The sequence below is a fragment of the Thermithiobacillus tepidarius DSM 3134 genome (assembly GCF_000423825.1).
GTDB lineage: Bacteria > Pseudomonadota > Gammaproteobacteria > Acidithiobacillales > Thermithiobacillaceae > Thermithiobacillus > Thermithiobacillus tepidarius.
This window is the reverse complement of record NZ_AUIS01000003.1, coordinates 128622-144660: the sequence shown is the minus strand read 5'-3', so window position 1 is coordinate 144660 and position 16039 is coordinate 128622. Positions and strand designations below refer to the sequence as shown.

The 16039-nt window shown below is 67.1% G+C and carries 13 protein-coding genes and 2 tRNA genes; 11 read left to right on the top strand and 4 right to left on the bottom strand.

The window, feature by feature from the left end:
- Positions 1-27 precede the first annotated feature (27 nt).
- The 4 genes from mutM to hemA all read right to left on the bottom strand — a co-directional run bounded on the left by mutM (position 28) and on the right by hemA (position 4553).
- Positions 28-840 (bottom strand): bifunctional DNA-formamidopyrimidine glycosylase/DNA-(apurinic or apyrimidinic site) lyase, encoded by an 813-nt coding sequence (gene mutM / locus G579_RS0100760; RefSeq protein WP_028988667.1) that lies wholly within the window; start codon positions 838-840, stop codon positions 28-30.
- Between the two features lie 447 nt (positions 841-1287).
- Entirely contained in the window at positions 1288-2184 is an 897-nt protein-coding gene (prmC, locus tag G579_RS0100755; RefSeq protein ID WP_230973763.1) for a peptide chain release factor N(5)-glutamine methyltransferase, read from the bottom strand.
- 15 nt (positions 2185-2199) lie between these two features.
- Positions 2200-3294, bottom strand: coding sequence for a peptide chain release factor 1 (prfA, locus tag G579_RS0100750; protein ID WP_038017366.1), 1095 nt, complete (start codon positions 3292-3294; stop codon positions 2200-2202).
- A complete protein-coding gene (gene hemA, locus G579_RS0100745) occupies positions 3291-4553 on the bottom strand; it encodes a glutamyl-tRNA reductase (RefSeq protein WP_028988664.1) in 1263 nt (420 codons plus the stop codon). The genes prfA and hemA overlap by 4 nt, the downstream gene beginning before the upstream one ends.
- A 237-nt stretch (positions 4554-4790) precedes the next feature.
- Here hemA and G579_RS15020 point away from each other — a divergent pair, with 237 nt between their 5' ends.
- The 11 genes from G579_RS15020 (at position 4791) to G579_RS0100690 (ending at position 16008) form a co-directional block, all read left to right on the top strand.
- Positions 4791-6563 (top strand): tetratricopeptide repeat protein, encoded by a 1773-nt coding sequence (locus G579_RS15020; RefSeq protein WP_155989684.1) that lies wholly within the window; start codon positions 4791-4793, stop codon positions 6561-6563.
- Complete coding sequence (gene lolB, locus G579_RS0100735) at positions 6560-7231, top strand: lipoprotein insertase outer membrane protein LolB (RefSeq protein ID WP_162142945.1); 672 nt, start codon at positions 6560-6562, stop codon at positions 7229-7231. The genes G579_RS15020 and lolB overlap by 4 nt, the downstream gene beginning before the upstream one ends.
- A gap of 6 nt (positions 7232-7237) precedes the next feature.
- Entirely contained in the window at positions 7238-8092 is an 855-nt protein-coding gene (ispE, locus tag G579_RS0100730) for a 4-(cytidine 5'-diphospho)-2-C-methyl-D-erythritol kinase (protein WP_028988662.1), read from the top strand.
- Positions 8093-8130: 38 nt separating this feature from the next.
- Positions 8131-8205, top strand: a tRNA-Gln gene (locus G579_RS0100725).
- Positions 8206-8344: 139 nt separating this feature from the next.
- A complete protein-coding gene (locus G579_RS0100720; RefSeq protein ID WP_028988661.1) occupies positions 8345-9292 on the top strand; it encodes a ribose-phosphate pyrophosphokinase in 948 nt (315 codons plus the stop codon).
- Between the two features lie 103 nt (positions 9293-9395).
- Entirely contained in the window at positions 9396-10007 is a 612-nt protein-coding gene (locus tag G579_RS0100715; RefSeq protein WP_028988660.1) for a 50S ribosomal protein L25/general stress protein Ctc, read from the top strand.
- Between the two features lie 15 nt (positions 10008-10022).
- On the top strand, positions 10023-10601 hold the full coding sequence (pth, locus tag G579_RS0100710; RefSeq protein WP_028988659.1) for an aminoacyl-tRNA hydrolase: 579 nt from the start codon (positions 10023-10025) through the stop codon (positions 10599-10601).
- 14 nt (positions 10602-10615) lie between these two features.
- The gene (gene ychF / locus G579_RS0100705) at positions 10616-11707 is read left to right on the top strand and encodes a redox-regulated ATPase YchF (RefSeq protein ID WP_028988658.1); all 1092 of its coding nucleotides are present in this window, start codon (positions 10616-10618) and stop codon (positions 11705-11707) included.
- 45 nt (positions 11708-11752) lie between these two features.
- A tRNA-Met gene (locus tag G579_RS0100700) sits at positions 11753-11829 on the top strand.
- An 838-nt stretch (positions 11830-12667) separates the two neighbouring features.
- The gene (locus G579_RS15015; RefSeq protein WP_038017476.1) at positions 12668-13579 is read left to right on the top strand and encodes a polysaccharide biosynthesis/export family protein; all 912 of its coding nucleotides are present in this window, start codon (positions 12668-12670) and stop codon (positions 13577-13579) included.
- A gap of 14 nt (positions 13580-13593) precedes the next feature.
- Positions 13594-16008, top strand: coding sequence for a polysaccharide biosynthesis tyrosine autokinase (locus tag G579_RS0100690; protein ID WP_081662479.1), 2415 nt, complete (start codon positions 13594-13596; stop codon positions 16006-16008).
- Positions 16009-16039: the final 31 nt, after the last annotated feature.

Genomic DNA, 16039 nt, shown 5'->3' with positions numbered 1-16039 from the left:
TCTCGTTATTCTGGTGTTGTCGTTCTTCTAGTGCTGGCAGCGGGCACAAAAAAAGCTGCTGCGCTGCCCGATCCGCTGCTGGCGGACGGCGCCGCCGCAACGGGGGCAGGGCAGATCCGCCCGGCCGTATACCTGTAGAGATAGAACAAAGTAGCCCGGTTTGCCACTCGGGTCGGTGAAATCGCGCAGAGTCGTGCCGCCGGCGGCGATGGAGGCCTCCAGTACTTCGCGGATGGCGGCGGCCAGGCGTCCATAGCGCTCCCGTCCGATGCGGCCGGCGGCACGCGCCGGATGGATGCCTGCCCGGAACAGGGCCTCGCTGGCGTAGATGTTGCCGACGCCGGTCACCACCCGCGCATCCATGATGAAGTTCTTGACCGCCTGCTGGCGCCCTTGGGCGCGCTCATACAGGTAGTCCCCCGTGAACGCCTCGTCAAAGGGTTCCGGGCCCAAACCGGCGATGAGCGGATGGCTGCGCCAGTCGGCGGTCCACAGCACGGCGCCGAAGCGGCGCGGGTCGTTCAGGCGCAGCATGCGGCCGTCATCCAGCATCAGGTCCACATGGTCGTGCGGACGGGCGGGACTGTCGCCCGGCAGCACCCGCAGGTTGCCGGACATCCCGAGGTGGATGAGCAGGGCGCCGGCATCCAACTCCAGCACCAGGTACTTGGCGCGCCGCCGCACCGCCTGGATCTGCCGGCCGCGCACCCGCTCGGCCAGGTCGGCGGGCACCGGCCAGCGCAGATTGGGGTTGCGGACGGTGACATCTGCGATGCGCCGGCCGGTCAGATGCGGCGCGATGCCGCGGCGGGTGGTCTCGACTTCGGGCAGTTCGGGCATGGGCGTTTGGCTTTGCTCGCGTAAGGAGGTGCGGGGAATTGTGGAAGGAGTGAGGGGTGGCTGCAAGCCGGAGCGGCCAGACCCGCGATGCTCGGGCGGCCGGCACGGCGGATTGCGAGCAAGCTCGCTCCTACGATCCTTGTGCGCGCCGGTCCGGCGCGACGCCGAGGTGGAGCTCCCCCTGCCATCCCGCTGTCGCCGCCGGCCATAGGGGCGGACTGGCTCGCGATCCGCCGTGGCGGCCGCCCGTTAATCGCGAGCAAGCTCGCTCCTACATCCTGCGCCCGCCGCGCTCCCCGGAGAACCTCTTCCGCCCGGAAAGGGCAAGGTACGGGCCGTGGGAGCGGGCTTGCCCGCGATAGCGCGCCGGCCGGCTGGGTGATCGCGAGCGAGCTCGCTCCTGCAATTTGCGGCGGCTGCCTGGCTTGGCGAGGTGTCGCATGCGTTTCAGCCTTGGCGCTCCCCCTGCCAAACCCCGCCGCTCACCCGCTCCCGCCCTCCCAGGTCCCGCCAGGTCTCCACCTCGGCAAAGCCGCGCTGCGCGAGCAGAGCCCGCACGGCGGCTCCCTGCTCCCAGCCGTGCTCCAGCAGAAGCCGGCCGCCGGGGTGCAGGCGCTGGGGGGCGTGTCGAATGAGGTGGCGGATGTCGTCCAAGCCGTCCGGGCCGCTGACCAGGGCTGCCTGCGGCTCGAAGCGCAGTTGCGCCAGGTGCGGGTCGGCGGCGGCGATGTAGGGGGGGTTGCTCAGGATGAGATCGAAGCGCAGCTCGGCGGGCAGGGGACTGAACCAGTCGCCGAGCAGCCAGTGCACGCTTAGGCCCAGGGCGCGGCCATTGGCCTCCGCCACCGCCAGGGCCGCTGGGCTGCGTTCGACCGCCCAGACTTCCGCCTGCGGCCGCTCGGCGGCGATGGCCAAGGCGACGGCGCCGCTGCCGGTGCCAAGGTCCAGCGCGCGCGCCGGCGATGTCGGGGGCAGGGCTGCCAGCGCCTGCTCCACCAGGGCCTCGGTGTCCGGACGCGGGATGAGCACCGCCGGGCTCAGCGCCAGTTCGAGGCTCCAGAAGCCGCCGCGTCCGATGAGGTAGGCCACCGGCTCGCCGGCCCGACGGCGTTCGAGCAGAGCCGTGAAGCGCGCCGCGGCCTCGTCAGTCAGGCGGTATTCGGGCTCGCGCCGGAGAAAACCCCGGTCCCGCTCGAGCGCGTGGGCCAGAAGCAGCTCCGCATCCAGGCGCGGCGTGTCGGAAACCGCCGCCAGTTGCGCCTGCGCCGCTTGCAGTGCCTGCTTGACGGAGCGACCCGCGCTCGGTGAGGCGCGGTCGGCCGTGTCGCCGTTGTCACCTTTCACCCTTCACCGCCCACGTCACTCCCCGCCCAGCGCTGCCAACTGATCCGCCTGATACTCGTTGATCAGCGGCTCGATGAGCGGGTCCAGGTTGCCGGCCAGGACCTGGTCCAGCTTGTAGAGGGTCAGATTGATGCGGTGGTCGGTGACGCGGCCTTGGGGGAAGTTGTAGGTGCGGATGCGTTCGGAGCGGTCGCCCGAGCCGACCATCAGCTTGCGCGCGCTGGCCTGGGCGCTGCTCTGCTTTTCCTGCTCGATCTCCAGCAGCTTGGCCGCCAGCAGGCTCATGGCGCGCGCCCGGTTCTTGTGCTGGGAGCGATCCTCCTGGCAGGCCACCACGATGCCGGTGGGCAGGTGGGTGATGCGCACCGCCGAGTCGGTCTTGTTCACGTGCTGGCCGCCGGCGCCGCTGGCGCGGTAGGTGTCGACGCGCAGGTCGGCGGGGTTGATGTCCACGGCGGTGACTTCGTCGGCCACGGGCAGCACGGCCACCGTGCAGGCGGAGGTATGAATGCGGCCCTGAGTCTCGGTTTCCGGCACCCGCTGCACGCGGTGACCGCCGGACTCGAATTTCAGGCGCGAGTAGGCGCCGCGCCCGGTGATCTCCACGATGGCCTCCTTGTAGCCGCCCAGGTCCGACTCGGAAGCGGAGACTATCTCGGCGCGCCAGCCGCGATTCTCCGCGTAGCGGCTGTACATGCGCAGCAGGTCGCCGGCGAAGAGGGCGGCTTCCTCGCCGCCGGTGCCGGCGCGGATCTCGAGGAAGATGTTGCGTTCGTCGTTGGGATCCTTGGGCAGCATGAGCTTCTGCAGCTCCAGGGCGAGCGCGTCCAGGCGCTGCTGGATGTCCTCGGCTTCCTGGACCGCCAGCTCGCGCAGCTCGGGATCGCTCTCGGAGGCGGCCATGCTGCGCGCCTGCTCCAGTTCCTCGCTGGCCTTGCGGTGACGCGTCAGCGCGTCCACCATGGGGCTCAGCTCGGCGTGCTCCCGGGACAGTTGCTGGAAGCGGGTCTGGTCCTGGATGATCTGCGGGTCGGCGAGCAGGCCGTTGACCTCTTCGAAGCGCTCGGCGAGACGTTCCAGCTTTTCCTGAAGGCGGGGGTTCAATGTCATGGGTTCTTGTCGAGATCGAAGAGCATGTGCAGGGCGGCCACCAGGCCGCTGCTGTCGGCACCCTCGCCGGCGGCGCGCAGGGCCACGGTGGGTTGGTGCAGGAGCTTGTTCATGAGCCCCTGGGACAGGTATTCGAGTACCTGCTCCGGGTCCTGACCCTGGTGCAGATGGCGCAGGGCCCGCTCCAGCTCCTGCCGGCGCAGGCGGTCGGCATGTTCGCGCAGCAGGCGGATGGTGGGCACCGTTTCCAATCCCTGGCGCCAGCGGCCGAAGGCCGCGACCTCCTCGGCGATGATCTGTTCCGCGGCCGCGGCGGCGCTGCGCCGGGCCTGCAGGTTTTCCTGGATGATGTCCTGCAGGTCGTCGACGGTGTAGAGATAGATGTCCGGCAGTTCCGCCACCTCGGGCTCGATGTCGCGCGGCACGGCGATGTCGACCATGAAGATGGGGCGGTGGCGGCGCGCCTTCAGGGCGCGTTCGACGCTGCCCTTGCCCAGGATGGGCAGCGGGCTGGCGGTGGAGCTGACCACGATGTCGGCCTGTTCCAGCGCGTCGGGGATCTGTTCCAGGCTGATGACGCGCGCGTCGAACTCCTCGGCCAGGGGCAGGGCGCGTTCCACGGTGCGATTGGCCACGGTCATTTGGCTGACGCCCTGCTCGCGCAAATGGCGCGCCACCAGTTCGATGGTCTCGCCGGCACCGATGAGCAGCACTTGCTGGGAGTACAGATTGCCGAAGATGCGTTTGGCCAGGCTCACGGCGGCGAAGGCGACGCTGACGGCTTGGCCGCCGATGGCGGTTTCCGTGCGCACCCGCTTGGCCACGGAAAAGCTCCAGTGGAACAGGCGGTTGAAGAGGGGGCCGACGCTCTGCGCCTGGCAGGCCTGCTGATAGGCGGCCTTGAGCTGGCCGAGGATCTGGGGTTCGCCCAGCACCAGGGAGTCCAGTCCGGCGGCGACCCGGAACAGGTGGCGGACCGCCTCGTCGCCCTGATGCAGGTAGAGATAAGGTTGTAGCGCTTCGCTGGACAAATGGTGGTATTCTCCCAGCCAGCGGGAGACGCTGCCAGCTTCCTCCGAATTGGTGCTATAGTACAGCTCGGTGCGATTGCAGGTGGACAGTATCACGGCTTCCCGCGCGCCGCTGCGGGCCAGCAGGTTCTGGTGGGCGGCGCCGAGCAGATCGTTGGCAAAAGCCACCCGTTCGCGCACATCGACGGGCGCGGTGGTGTGGTTCAATCCAAGGGAAAATATGTTCATGTCCTGCCGTAATGGGTGGGCACGCTCGGCTGCCGCCTTGCCCCTTGCCCAACGTGCTGCCATATTCGGCGCGTTTCTTTGCGTGGGGCGAAATGATCGGTGGGCGCAACCCGTCAATTTTCCGAAAAGCGCACCCGCAATGCAAGTCGATCGGCCGGACGGGGATGAGCCGCCGGCTGCCTCGGCCGCGGCATGCCGGGCGACTGCCGCAATGTCATCGGGTCCAAAGGAAAGCCTGTGAAAGAGAAATACTTACGGATGGCTGTGCTGCTGCCGCTGCTCATGACCTTGGGCGGGTGCGCGGCCATGGCCGGCAAGCCGCAGGCGGCGCAGCAGGACGCCAAGGAGGCGAAGGAGGCGAAGGAGGCGAAGGAGGCCAAGGAAGCGGCCAAGCAGCCATCCGAGGCGCGCGTCGCCCAGGCCGAGGGCAAGCCCAGCCTGCTGACCGGCCAGGGCATGTTCGATCTGCTGCTGGCCGAGTTCGCTCTGCAAAGCGGCAATCTGCCCCTGGCGGCGGAAGCCTGGAAGCAGGCCGCGGAAGTCACACCGGATGCGGTGGTGCTGGCGCGAGCCACTCGTGCCCTGACCCAGGTGGGCCGGCTGCAGGATGCCCTCCCGCTGGCCCGGCGCTGGGCCGCGCTGGCGCCGGACCAGCCTGAGCCCACCCAGTATCTTGCCGCCCTGCTGGTCAGCACGGGCCAGCGGGAGGAGGGGGTGCGCCTGCTGCAGAGTCTGCTGGAGCGCTACCCCGAACGCGCCGACGTATACTTGCAGCTGAGCGAGATCCTGGCGGCCAATGGCCAGCTCCAGCAGGCCGAGCTGGTGCTGCAGGATTTCGTCAAGCGTAATCCCGAGATGCCGGCCGCCTACTATGCGCTGGGCCACCTGCAGATGCGCCGGGGCCAGGATGCGGCGGCCGTCGAGGCGTTCCGCACCGCCCTGGCCAAGCGCCCGGACTGGGACGATGCCGCCCTTGCCCTTGCCGTCGCCCTGGCCCGCGGCCAGGGTGACCAGGACGCCAGCCGTTTCCTGCAGGAGTATCTGGACAAGCACCCCGGTGCCCAGGACGTGCGCCTGTATCAGGCCGCCCTGCTCCTGCGCCAGGAGCGCTGGGACGAGGCCTACGCCGCCTATGAGCGCATGCGCCAGGATCAGCCGGACAATCCCGACGTGGCGCTGGCGCTCGGGCTCATCGACATGCAGCGTGGGCGCTGGGACAGTGCCGAGGTGCAGCTGCGGCGCGCCCTGGAGCTGGCGCCGGAGCAGGTCACCGCGCGCTACTACCTGGGCCGCCTGAATGAGGAGCGGGGGCAGGCCGCCCAGGCTCTGCAGTGGTATGCGGACATCAACAAGGGGAGCCTCTATCCCGAGGCGCAGCTTCGCATGGCGCAGCTGGAGCACAAGCTCGGCAATGCCGCGGCGGCGCGCGCCCGGCTCGCCGCGTTGGAGAAGCAGTTTCCGGATCTGATCCAGGTGCCCCTGATGCAGGCGGAGCTGGCGCTGGAGGACAAGCAGCCCCGGCAGGCGCTGGCCATAATCAACGGGGCGCTGGCCCGTCAGCCGCGCCAGGGCGATCTCCTGTACCAGCGCGCCGCCGTGCATGAGCGCCTGGGCGACTACGCCGCCATGGAGCGGGACATGCGCGAGGTGATCAAGCTGGAGCCGCGCAACGCTCATGCCTACAACTTCATCGGCTACAGTCTGGCCGAGCGCGGCGTGCGGCTGCCGGAGGCCGAGTCGCTGCTGCGCAAGGCGTTGGAGTTGGCGCCCGAAGATCCCTTCATCCTGGACAGCATGGGCTGGGTCCTGCACCGGCAGGGCAAGAGCCGCGAGGCCGAAGCCTACCTGCGCAAAGCGCTGGAGCGGCGTCCCAACGACCCCGAAATCGCCACCCACCTGGGCGACGTGCTCTGGGCGTTGGGCCGCAAGGATGAAGCCCGCATGGTCTGGCGCGCCGCCGCCCAGGCCGATCCCGGCCACGCCGCCCTGCAGGAGCGTCTGAAGCAGTGAAGATCCGGAAATGCTTATCTGTTACATATCGCGTCAGGCTGCGGCTGGCCGCGCTCGGGGCGTGCGCGCTGCTGGTCCAGGGCTGCGCCACGGTACCGCCAGGGCCGCTGCCGCCGTTGCCGCCGGCTGAGCGCGAGCTCGTGCTGGCGAAGCTGCAGTCCTGGTCCGCGGAAGGGCGGGCGGCAGTGCAGGTCGGCAACGACGGCAACAGCGTGGGCTTCCAGTGGCAGCGCGACAACGGGGCCGAGGTCCTGCGCATGACCGACCCGCTGGGCCGGACCGTGCTGCTGCTGAGCCAGGATGCCCAGGGCGCCTATGCGAAGTTCGCCGACGGCTACGAGGTGCGTGGCAGTGACATGGCTGCGCTGCTGGCCCAGCGCTCGCCGCTCCCCTTGCCGCTGGAGGGACTGTCCTACTGGCTGCGGGGGCAGCCCGAGCCGGGCCAGCCGGCCGCGGTGACCCACGACGCCGAGGGCCGGCCCGCGACTTTGCGGCAGGGGGATTGGGAGGTGCGGTACCAGGACTACACCCCGGTGGAAGGCGTCTATATGCCGGCGCGCCTGCTGGTCAGCGGGCCCAATCAGGTGACGGTCAAGGTGCTGGTGCGCCGCTGGGATCTGCGCTTTGCCGCCCCGCTGCCCACCGCTGCGGCGCGGCCCAACGGCTGAAGACCCATGGCTGAGGAGTTGGTTTGGTATCCGGCGCCGGCGAAGCTGAATCTCATGCTGCGCGTCGTCGGCCGGCGCGACGACGGCTATCATCTGTTGCAGACGGCCTTTCAGTTCCTGGGGCATGGCGACCGGCTCGCCTATCTTTCCTTGCCCGGGCGCGGGCCGCGGCGCCTGAGCGGCCTGGACGGCGTGGCGCCGGCGGATGACCTCTGCGTGCGGGCGGCGCAGCTGCTGCAGGACGAAACCGGCCAGCGCGAAGGGGTGGGCATCCACCTGGACAAGCACCTGCCGCTCGGCGGCGGCCTGGGCGGCGGCAGCTCCGACGCCGCCACCACCCTGCTGGTGCTCAACCGGCTGCTGGATCTCGGTCTGAGCATGGACGAGCTGGCCGAGCTGGGCTTGCGCCTGGGAGCGGATGTGCCTGTTTTCGTGCGCGGCCGGGCGGCATGGGCCGAGGGGGTGGGCGAGGCATTGCAGCCGCTGCCCGACCTGCCCACGCCTTGGTACGTGGTGGTGCATCCCGGCGTGGCCGTGTCCACGCGGGAAGTTTTTTCCGCGCCGGAATTGACACGGTCCCATTCACTGCTCACAATACGCGACTTCTTGGAGGGGGCGCAGGAGAACACCTTGCAGCCCGTGGTGCAGGCGCGCTATCCCGCGGTGGCGCAGGCCCTGAGCTGGCTGGCGGCGCAAGGCGCCCGGGACGCGCGGCTCACCGGCAGCGGTGCCTGCGTCTTCGGCGCTTGCGGCGATGCGGAAGCGGCCCGGACTGTCGCTGCCCGCGTCCCCGCGCCCTGGACGGCCTTCGCGGCCCCGGGCGTCAATCGCCATCCTCTACACGAACAGCTCGGATTGTAGTAATTTATTGCAGTTTTGCAGGGATTTCCCGAGGTCATTGGGGCGTCGCCAAGCGGTAAGGCACCGGATTTTGATTCCGGCATTCCTAGGTTCGAATCCTAGCGCCCCAGCCATTTGAAAGTCAGCCCGGGTGTTCGGCGTCGGACAGAATGCACTGCGAAAGAGCAGGCGCGGTACGGCCTGCTTCATTTTTGCGCGGCGGCCGGCCCGGCTGATGCCAGGATGTTCATGCTTTGAGGGAGAATCAACACCATGGCCTACGGCAGCTTGATGGTGTTCACGGGCAATGCGAACCCTTCCTTGGCAGCGGCGATTGCCCGCTATCTCCACATCCCGCTCGGCCGGGCGGAGGTCGGTGTTTTCAGCGACGGCGAGGTCTTCGTCGAAATCCTGGAAAACGTGCGCGGCAAGGATGTCTTCGTGGTGCAGCCCACCTGTGCGCCCACCAATGACAATCTGATGGAGCTGCTGGCCATGATCGACGCGCTCAAGCGCGCCTCGGCCAACCGCATCACCGCTGCCGTGCCCTACTACGGCTACGCGCGCCAGGACCGTAAGTCGCGCGCCCGCACGCCGATCACCGCCAAGCTGGTGGCCGACCTGATCACCACCGCCGGCGCCGACCGCGTGCTGACCATGGATCTCCACGCCGACCAGATCCAGGGCTTTTTCGACGTGCCGGTGGACAACATCTACGCCTCGCCCATCCTGCTCGGCGACATCTGGCGGCGCAACTACCCGAACCTGATCGTCGTCTCGCCCGACGTGGGCGGCGTGGTGCGGGCCCGCGCCATCGCCAAGCGCCTGGAAGTGGATCTGGCCATCATCGACAAGCGCCGACCGCGTCCGAACGAGGCGCAGGTCATGAACATCATCGGCGAGGTGGCCGGCCGCACCTGCGTGCTCATGGACGACATGGTGGACACCGCCAAGACCCTGTGCGAGGCGGCCGCGGCACTGAAGGAGCACGGCGCCGAGAAGGTGTTCGCCTATGCCACCCACCCCGTGCTGTCCGGCACTGCGGTGGAGCGCATCGAGGGCTCGGCCCTGGACGAGGTGGTGGTCACGGATACCATTCCGCTGAACGAACGGGGACAGCAGTCGTCCAAGATCCGCACCCTGAGCGTGGCGGAATTGCTGGCGGAGACCATCCGCCGCATCTCCGACGAGGATTCCGTCAGCTCGCTGTTCATGGAGTAACCCGCTCTGCCGCCGGTCAGGCGGCAGGGTTTTGTTTGGCAATGGGGAGAAAGGTTTCGTCAACCCTCGCCCCGCTCATATAGACGCTAGAGGAGTAAACACAATGACTGAATTCGCTTTGAGCGCCCAACTGCGGGAAGAGAGCGGCCGTCGGGCCAGCCGGCGCATGCGCCGGGGAGAGCGCCTGCCGGCGGTGGTCTACGGCGGCGGCGAGCCCGCCCAGTCCATCAGCCTGGAGCACCGCGAGGTGGCCAAGCTGATCGAGGATGAGCGCGCCTTCTCCCACATCATCAGCCTGAAGACGGACGGCGCGGCGCAGGACGTCGTGATCCGCGATCTGCAGATGCATCCCTACAAGCCCCGCATCCTGCATGTGGACCTGCAGCGCGTGAAGGCCGGTCAGCAGATCCTGGTCCACGTGCCCCTGCACTTCGTCGGCGAGGCCGAGTGCGTCGGCGTGCGCCTGGGCGGCGGCCAACTGCATCACATCCTGGTCGAGGTCGAGGTGAGCGCGCCGGCCGACCGCCTGCCCGAGTTCATCGAGGTGGACGTGGCCAAGCTGGACAAGGGCCAGACCCTGCACCTGTCCGATCTGCAGCTGCCCGCCGGCGTGACCATGCCGGCCCTGGCCCACGGCGACGACAAGGCGGTGGTGAACGTGTCCGCTCCCCGCGGCGCCGCCGAGGAAGCACCGACCGAAGAAGGCGCCGCCTAAGCCGCGCTTGCACCGATGTCCGCATCCTGGCTGCTGGTCGGTCTGGGCAATCCCGGCGCGGAGTACGACAGAACCCGGCACAACGCCGGGTTCTGGTTTCTGGAGGCGTTGAGCCGGCAGGCCGGCGTCGCCCTGCGCGCGGACAAGTCCCACCATTGCCTGAGCGGCCGCCTGCGGGTGCGGGAGGCGGACGTCTTCCTGTGCCTGCCCCAGCTCTACATGAACAAGAGCGGCCTGCCGGCAGCCGGCATGGCGCGCTTCTACCGCATTCCGCCGGAGCGCATCCTGGTCGCCCATGACGACCTGGACCTGGCCCCCGGCGTGGTCCGGCTCAAGCGCGGCGGCGGTCACGGCGGGCACAACGGCCTGCGCGACCTCGACGCCCATCTGGGCACGCGCGAGTATCTGCGCCTGCGCATCGGCATCGGCCATCCCGGCCATCGGGATCAGGTGGTATCCTACGTGCTGGGCCGACCGACGCCGGCGGAGGAGGAGTTGATCCGCGAGGCGATCGACCGGGCCCTGGGCGTGCTGCCCGACATCCTGGACGGCCGCCTGGAAGCCGCCATGCAGGTCTTGCACAGTGCCAAATAATCCGCGGAGATAGCATGGGATTCAAATGTGGTATCGTGGGTCTGCCCAACGTCGGCAAGTCCACGCTCTTCAACGCACTGACCAAGGCGGGCATCGCCGCCGAAAACTACCCCTTCTGCACCATCGAGCCCAACGTGGGCATCGTGGCGGTGCCGGATCCGCGTCTGGATGCCTTGGCGGAGATCGCGAAGCCGGAGCGGGTGGTGCCGGCCACCATGGAGTTCGTGGACATCGCGGGCCTGGTGGCGGGCGCTTCCAAGGGTGAGGGGCTGGGCAACAAGTTCCTGGCCCACATCCGCGAAACCGACGCCGTCGCCTTCGTGGCCCGCTGCTTCGAGGACACGGACATCGTGCACGTGGCCGGCAGCGTGGACCCGGTGCGCGATCTGGACATCGTGCTCACCGAGCTGGTGCTGGCGGACATGGAAACCGTGGACAAGGCGCTGCAGCGCGCCCAGAAGAACGCCAAGAGCGGCAACAAGGACGCCCAGGCCGAGCGCGACTTCTTCGAGCGCCTTTTGAAGCACCTGGATGCCGGACACACCGCCCGCAGCCTGGACATGGACGCCGACCAGGCCGCGCGCCTGAAGCCCCTGTGCCTGCTCACCGCCAAGCCGGCCATGGTGATCGCCAACGTGGCCGAGGACGGCTTCCAGGACAACCCGCTGCTGGACGCCGTGCAGGCCTGGGCGGCACGGGAGAAGGCCAGCGTGGTGCCCGTCTGCGCCGCGCTGGAAGCGGAGATCGCCGAGCTGGATGAGGCGGACAAGGTCGAGTTCCTGCGGGAGATGGGGCTCTCGGAGCCGGGCCTGAACCGGGTGATCCGGGCCGGCTACGACCTGCTGGGGCTGCAGACCTACTTCACCGCCGGGGTCAAGGAAGTGCGCGCCTGGACCATCCACAAGGGCGACACCGCGCCCCAGGCCGCTGGCGTGATCCACAGCGACTTCGAGCGCGGCTTCATCCGTGCCGAAGTGATCAGCTATGCCGATTTCATCCAGTACCGCGGCGAGCAGGGCGCCCGCGAAACCGGCAAGGCGCGCCTGGAGGGCAAGGAGTACGTCATGCAGGACGGCGACGTGGTGCATTTCCGCTTCAACGTCTAGGTTGACAGGCGCGCGCTTAAACCGGAAAATACAGCTAATCCAAAAGGCGCTTTAGCTCAGTTGGTTAGAGCAGCGGAATCATAATCCGCGTGTCCGGGGTTCGAGTCCCTGAAGCGCCACCATCTCCCAGGGCCGCATGTCAATGCGGCCCTTTTTGCATGCTCACTCCGTCCTCACCCCCATTCACCTGTCTTCGCTGAGTTCGCTTTCCGCCTGCAAAGCTTCTTTCCGCTGTCTGTCCCCTATGTCGGCAAGCTGCAGCGCCATCCAGCAAGCACCGCAAGCGGGTTCTTGCCGTCTTGCAACGTAAGTCCTAGGACCATTGCCTCAATGGGCGGCGGCGCGGGATCGGTAGAATGCTCCTGCCATGGGGCCGCGCCGTACTGCCAGCCTGTTGCCTCTTGAATTTATCGCGTTTTTGCAGGCCGCGCGAAACGAGCAGGCGCTCGGTCGATGGTCTGATATTTTCTCCTTATGAAACATGCAAGATTAGCCAAACACCCGTTTGGGGAGGCAATGAGCTTGGCCGCTCTTGCATGTTTGATGCAGGACGGATGAGCGGCCGCGTCGGCGGGACATCACTGTGCTGATGCGCGCCGACAAAAATAAATATGTGGCTTCATTGTATTTTCCGGCGGCAGAAAGACCGCTATCAACCTTAATCCCAAGCTTAAAAAGCGAAACTCCTGGATTCTGAAGCATCAAAGTGGTTCGGCCTCGCATGCAAACGTATTTGCTGCGATTTTGCATTGGGCGCTCTGGTAAATGAGGGGGGATACCTTGAACACCAAGCTAGGAGTATCTACAGCGCTGTTTGGCATTGCTTCGCTCGTGGCCCTTGGGGGATGTGCGGCCAACAAACCTGCAATGCAGGCAGGTGAGTCGGTGACCTCCGCCAAAGAGATTGCCCTGCCCAGTCCGGTGCGATCGCAGCATGCGGAGTTTCTGGAAAGAACCATCATGCAGTCCAAGCTGGATGAGCAGGAGGGCCTGACCTATCGCGTGGGTCCGGGCGATCTGCTGCGCATCGACGTTTACCGCCATCCCGAGCTGTCCAGCATGAATGCGCCCATCCTGTCCGGCAGGGGGGCGGGCACCGTGGTGGACAACGACGGCACCATTCAGGTGCCGCTCCTCGGCCCGGTGCCGGTGGCCGGCAAGACCACCGCGGAGATCCGGACACTGTTGCAGCAGCGCTTGTCCGAATACATCAAGGATCCTTCCGTCTCCGTGCAGGTGCAGAACAACGGCAGCATGCGCTACAACCTGATCGGCGAGTTCGCCCAGCCGGGCCTGAAGTTTTCGGACCGTCCGCTTCATCTGATGGAGGCGCTGGCGCTGGGCGGCTCGGTCAATCTGGCCAACGCCAACCTGCGTGGGGCTTACATCGTGCGCGACGGGCAGAAGCTGCCCATCAACTTCTACCGCCTGTTGCGCCAGGGGGACCTCTCCCAGAACATCCGCCTGCGCGCCGGCGATACCATCTTCATTCCCGACAAAAGCAGCGAACAGGCCTTCGTCTTCGGCGCCGTGTCCAAGGGCGGCGCGGTGCCGTTCACGAACGGCCGCCTGGATCTGCTGCAGGCATTGAGCCTGGCCGGCTTGAGCTCGACCGACATTACCCGCGGCCGACTCGAGGATATTCGCATCATTCGGGCGGAGGGCGACCGGGCCACGTTCATTACGGTAGACGCCTCGCGGATCATGCGCGGCGAGGCCGCGCCGTTCCTGCTCGAGTCGGGCGACATCGTGTATGTGCCGCTGAGCAAGGTGGGCAGCTGGAACGAGGTGATCGGCCAGATCGTGCCGTCGCTGCAATTGGTTTCCAGCCTGCTCAATCCGTTTGTGCAGATCAAATTCCTGAGTGATTAAGCGAGCGTGCCGCCATGAATACAGTGACCATTGCCAAAGAGATTGAAAGCAAGCCGTTCGTAGCCGAGCCAGCCACCGCTCCTGCGGAACGCCCTGAAATCGACTTTGCCCAGGTCCGCTCTGCGCTTGCGGACAATGTCTGGTGGATCGTCGCCGTCACCCTGGCGGTGGCGGCCCTGGTAACCCTTTACACCCTGCGCTCGCCGATGCAGTTCCAATCCATTGGCAGCCTGTATCTGGGTGACACCGGCGGCAAGGAGCAGACCGGCGAAGGGGGGATGAGCCTCCGCTCGACGGATCGCCCGGCCGCCCTGCAGGCCGAAATGGAAATCCTGAAAAGCCGCACCCTGGTGAACAAGGCCGTGCTGGAAACCGGTCTCAACGCCTCGGTGACCTCGGACCAGGACAAGTCCATCACTGTATGGCGCTGGATGACCAGCGGCAAGGACCGGCGCGTGCTGGAGCCGGGGCCGACCGCCATGAAGGCCCGCTTCGCCACCGTGTCCAGCCCTGATCTGTCGGGCAAACCCCTGCAGATCACCTTCCAACGGGACGGCCGCTACCAGATCCGGGATGAGAACAAGCGCCTTCTGGGCGAGGGCGAGCTCGGCAAGCAGATGAACGGCCAAGGGGTGAGCCTGCGCCTGGATGCCGCGCACGCCAACTATGTTCCGGCCGCCGGGGCGCAGTACACGCTGACCGTGGTGAATCCCAACCAGATGTACGAAGAAGTGATCGGGAAATTCGAAACCACGGTGCCCAAGGGCAGCGAAGACAAGTCCGCCAACGTGGTGAGCCTGGCCTACACGGACAGCACGCCAGCCAAGGCGGAAGGATTCCTGGACCAGTTGATGAAGAACTACCTGGCCCAGAATCTCCAGTGGAAGACCGAGGAGGCGGCGGCGACCGAGAGCTTCGTCCGCGATCAGCTGGCGGGCGTGCGCAACGAGCTGGCCCAGGCCGACCAGCGCCTGGCCGACTTCAAGCGGCGCAGCGGCGTGGTGATCATGAGCGAGGAGGCCAACGCCCGCATCCGGCAGCTCGCCGACTACGAGACCCAGCGCACGGCGGCACGCTTGCAGGCTTATGCCCTGCAGCAGATCAACAGTGTGCTCAGCCGGCCCAATGCGCCCATTGAGGCGTATCTGCTCAGCCAGGTGGGTGACGACGTGCTGAGCGCCATGAGCACCAATCTGAACAAGGCGCAGGAGGAGCTGAGGAAGCTGCGTGCGGACTTCACCGACCGCTCGCCGCAGGTGCGGCAGGCCCAGGCCGTCGTGCAGCAGCAGCAGGAGGCGATCCGGGGCTACATCGCCAACCGGAGCAAGATGGCCAACATGCAGGTTGCCGATCTGAACCGGGTGATCGATGAGTCCAACAGCAAGCTGAAGACCCTGCCCGAAGCCGAGCTGCAGATCGCTTCCCAGACCCGCCTGACCGAGGTGCTGGGCAAGACCTACCAGTTCCTGCTCGAGAAGCAGCAGGAAGCGGAACTGGCCAAGGCTGCCACCATCTCCAACAACCGCATCCTGGATCGGGCCACCGCGCCGGAGCAGGCGGTGCGGCCGCAGCTGAAGCGCAATATCCTGCTGGGCACGCTGCTGGGCCTGTTCCTGGGAGTCCTGGCGGCCCTGCTGCGCTCGCGCTTCGCCAGCTCCTTCCAGACCGAGGAGGAAATCCGCCAGCGCTTCGCCCAGGTGCCGTTGCTGGCCACCGTGCCGCATGGCGAACTGCGGGCCGTGCCCGGTAAAAACGTCACGCGCTACGACGCGGCGATCGACACGGACATCTACTCCCACTTCGCGGAGGCATACCGATCCCTGCGGGCCAATCTGTACTACACGGATCCCAACGGCATCAACCGTGTGGTGCTCATGACCTCCAGCGCGCCCGGCGACGGCAAGACCACGGCGGCCTTCAATCTGGCCAACACCCTGGCCCAGGACGGCAAGCGCGTCCTGCTGGTGGACGCCGACCTGCGCAAGCCCGCCCAGCCGGGCAGCGCCCAGCCGGCCGGCTTGAGCGAAGTGCTGAAGGGCGAGCGCAACTGGCGGCAAGTGCGCCAGAGCTTCAAGCAGTCGCCCAACGGCGTGGTGGACGTCATCAACGCCGGCACGCTCTCGCCCAACCGCACGCAGCTGCTGTCCAGCGAGAAGCTGGGCGAACTCCTGGACGAAGCCAAGCAGGATTATGACTACATCCTGATCGACTCCGCTCCGTATCCGCTGGTCTCGGATGCCATGCTGCTGGCCCAGCACGCCGACCGCATCCTGTCGGTGGTCCGGGTCAAGAACTCGCCGCGGCGGCCGACCATCGAGCATGTCCGGCGCTTCGGCAACATGGAGAAGCCCTACGGCCTGCTCATCAACGACGTCAGAATGGCTGACGTGTACGGCTACGGCTACAAGTACGCCAACAAGTACACCTAAGCCGCCACCGGCCCGCGGGCGGCAGGCCGCC

Coding starts and splice junctions, on each gene's coding strand:
- G579_RS0100690 (WP_081662479.1), top strand. CDS start 13,594: ATGAATACAGTGACCATTGCCAAAGAGATTGAAAGCAAGCCGTTCGTA.
- hemA (WP_028988664.1), bottom strand. CDS start 4,553: ATGAACATATTTTCCCTTGGATTGAACCACACCACCGCGCCCGTCGAT.
- ychF (WP_028988658.1), top strand. CDS start 10,616: ATGGGATTCAAATGTGGTATCGTGGGTCTGCCCAACGTCGGCAAGTCC.
- ispE (WP_028988662.1), top strand. CDS start 7,238: ATGGCTGAGGAGTTGGTTTGGTATCCGGCGCCGGCGAAGCTGAATCTC.
- mutM (WP_028988667.1), bottom strand. CDS start 840: ATGCCCGAACTGCCCGAAGTCGAGACCACCCGCCGCGGCATCGCGCCG.
- prfA (WP_038017366.1), bottom strand. CDS start 3,294: ATGACATTGAACCCCCGCCTTCAGGAAAAGCTGGAACGTCTCGCCGAG.
- pth (WP_028988659.1), top strand. CDS start 10,023: ATGTCCGCATCCTGGCTGCTGGTCGGTCTGGGCAATCCCGGCGCGGAG.
- G579_RS0100720 (WP_028988661.1), top strand. CDS start 8,345: ATGGCCTACGGCAGCTTGATGGTGTTCACGGGCAATGCGAACCCTTCC.
- G579_RS0100715 (WP_028988660.1), top strand. CDS start 9,396: ATGACTGAATTCGCTTTGAGCGCCCAACTGCGGGAAGAGAGCGGCCGT.
- G579_RS15015 (WP_038017476.1), top strand. CDS start 12,668: ATGCAGTCCAAGCTGGATGAGCAGGAGGGCCTGACCTATCGCGTGGGT.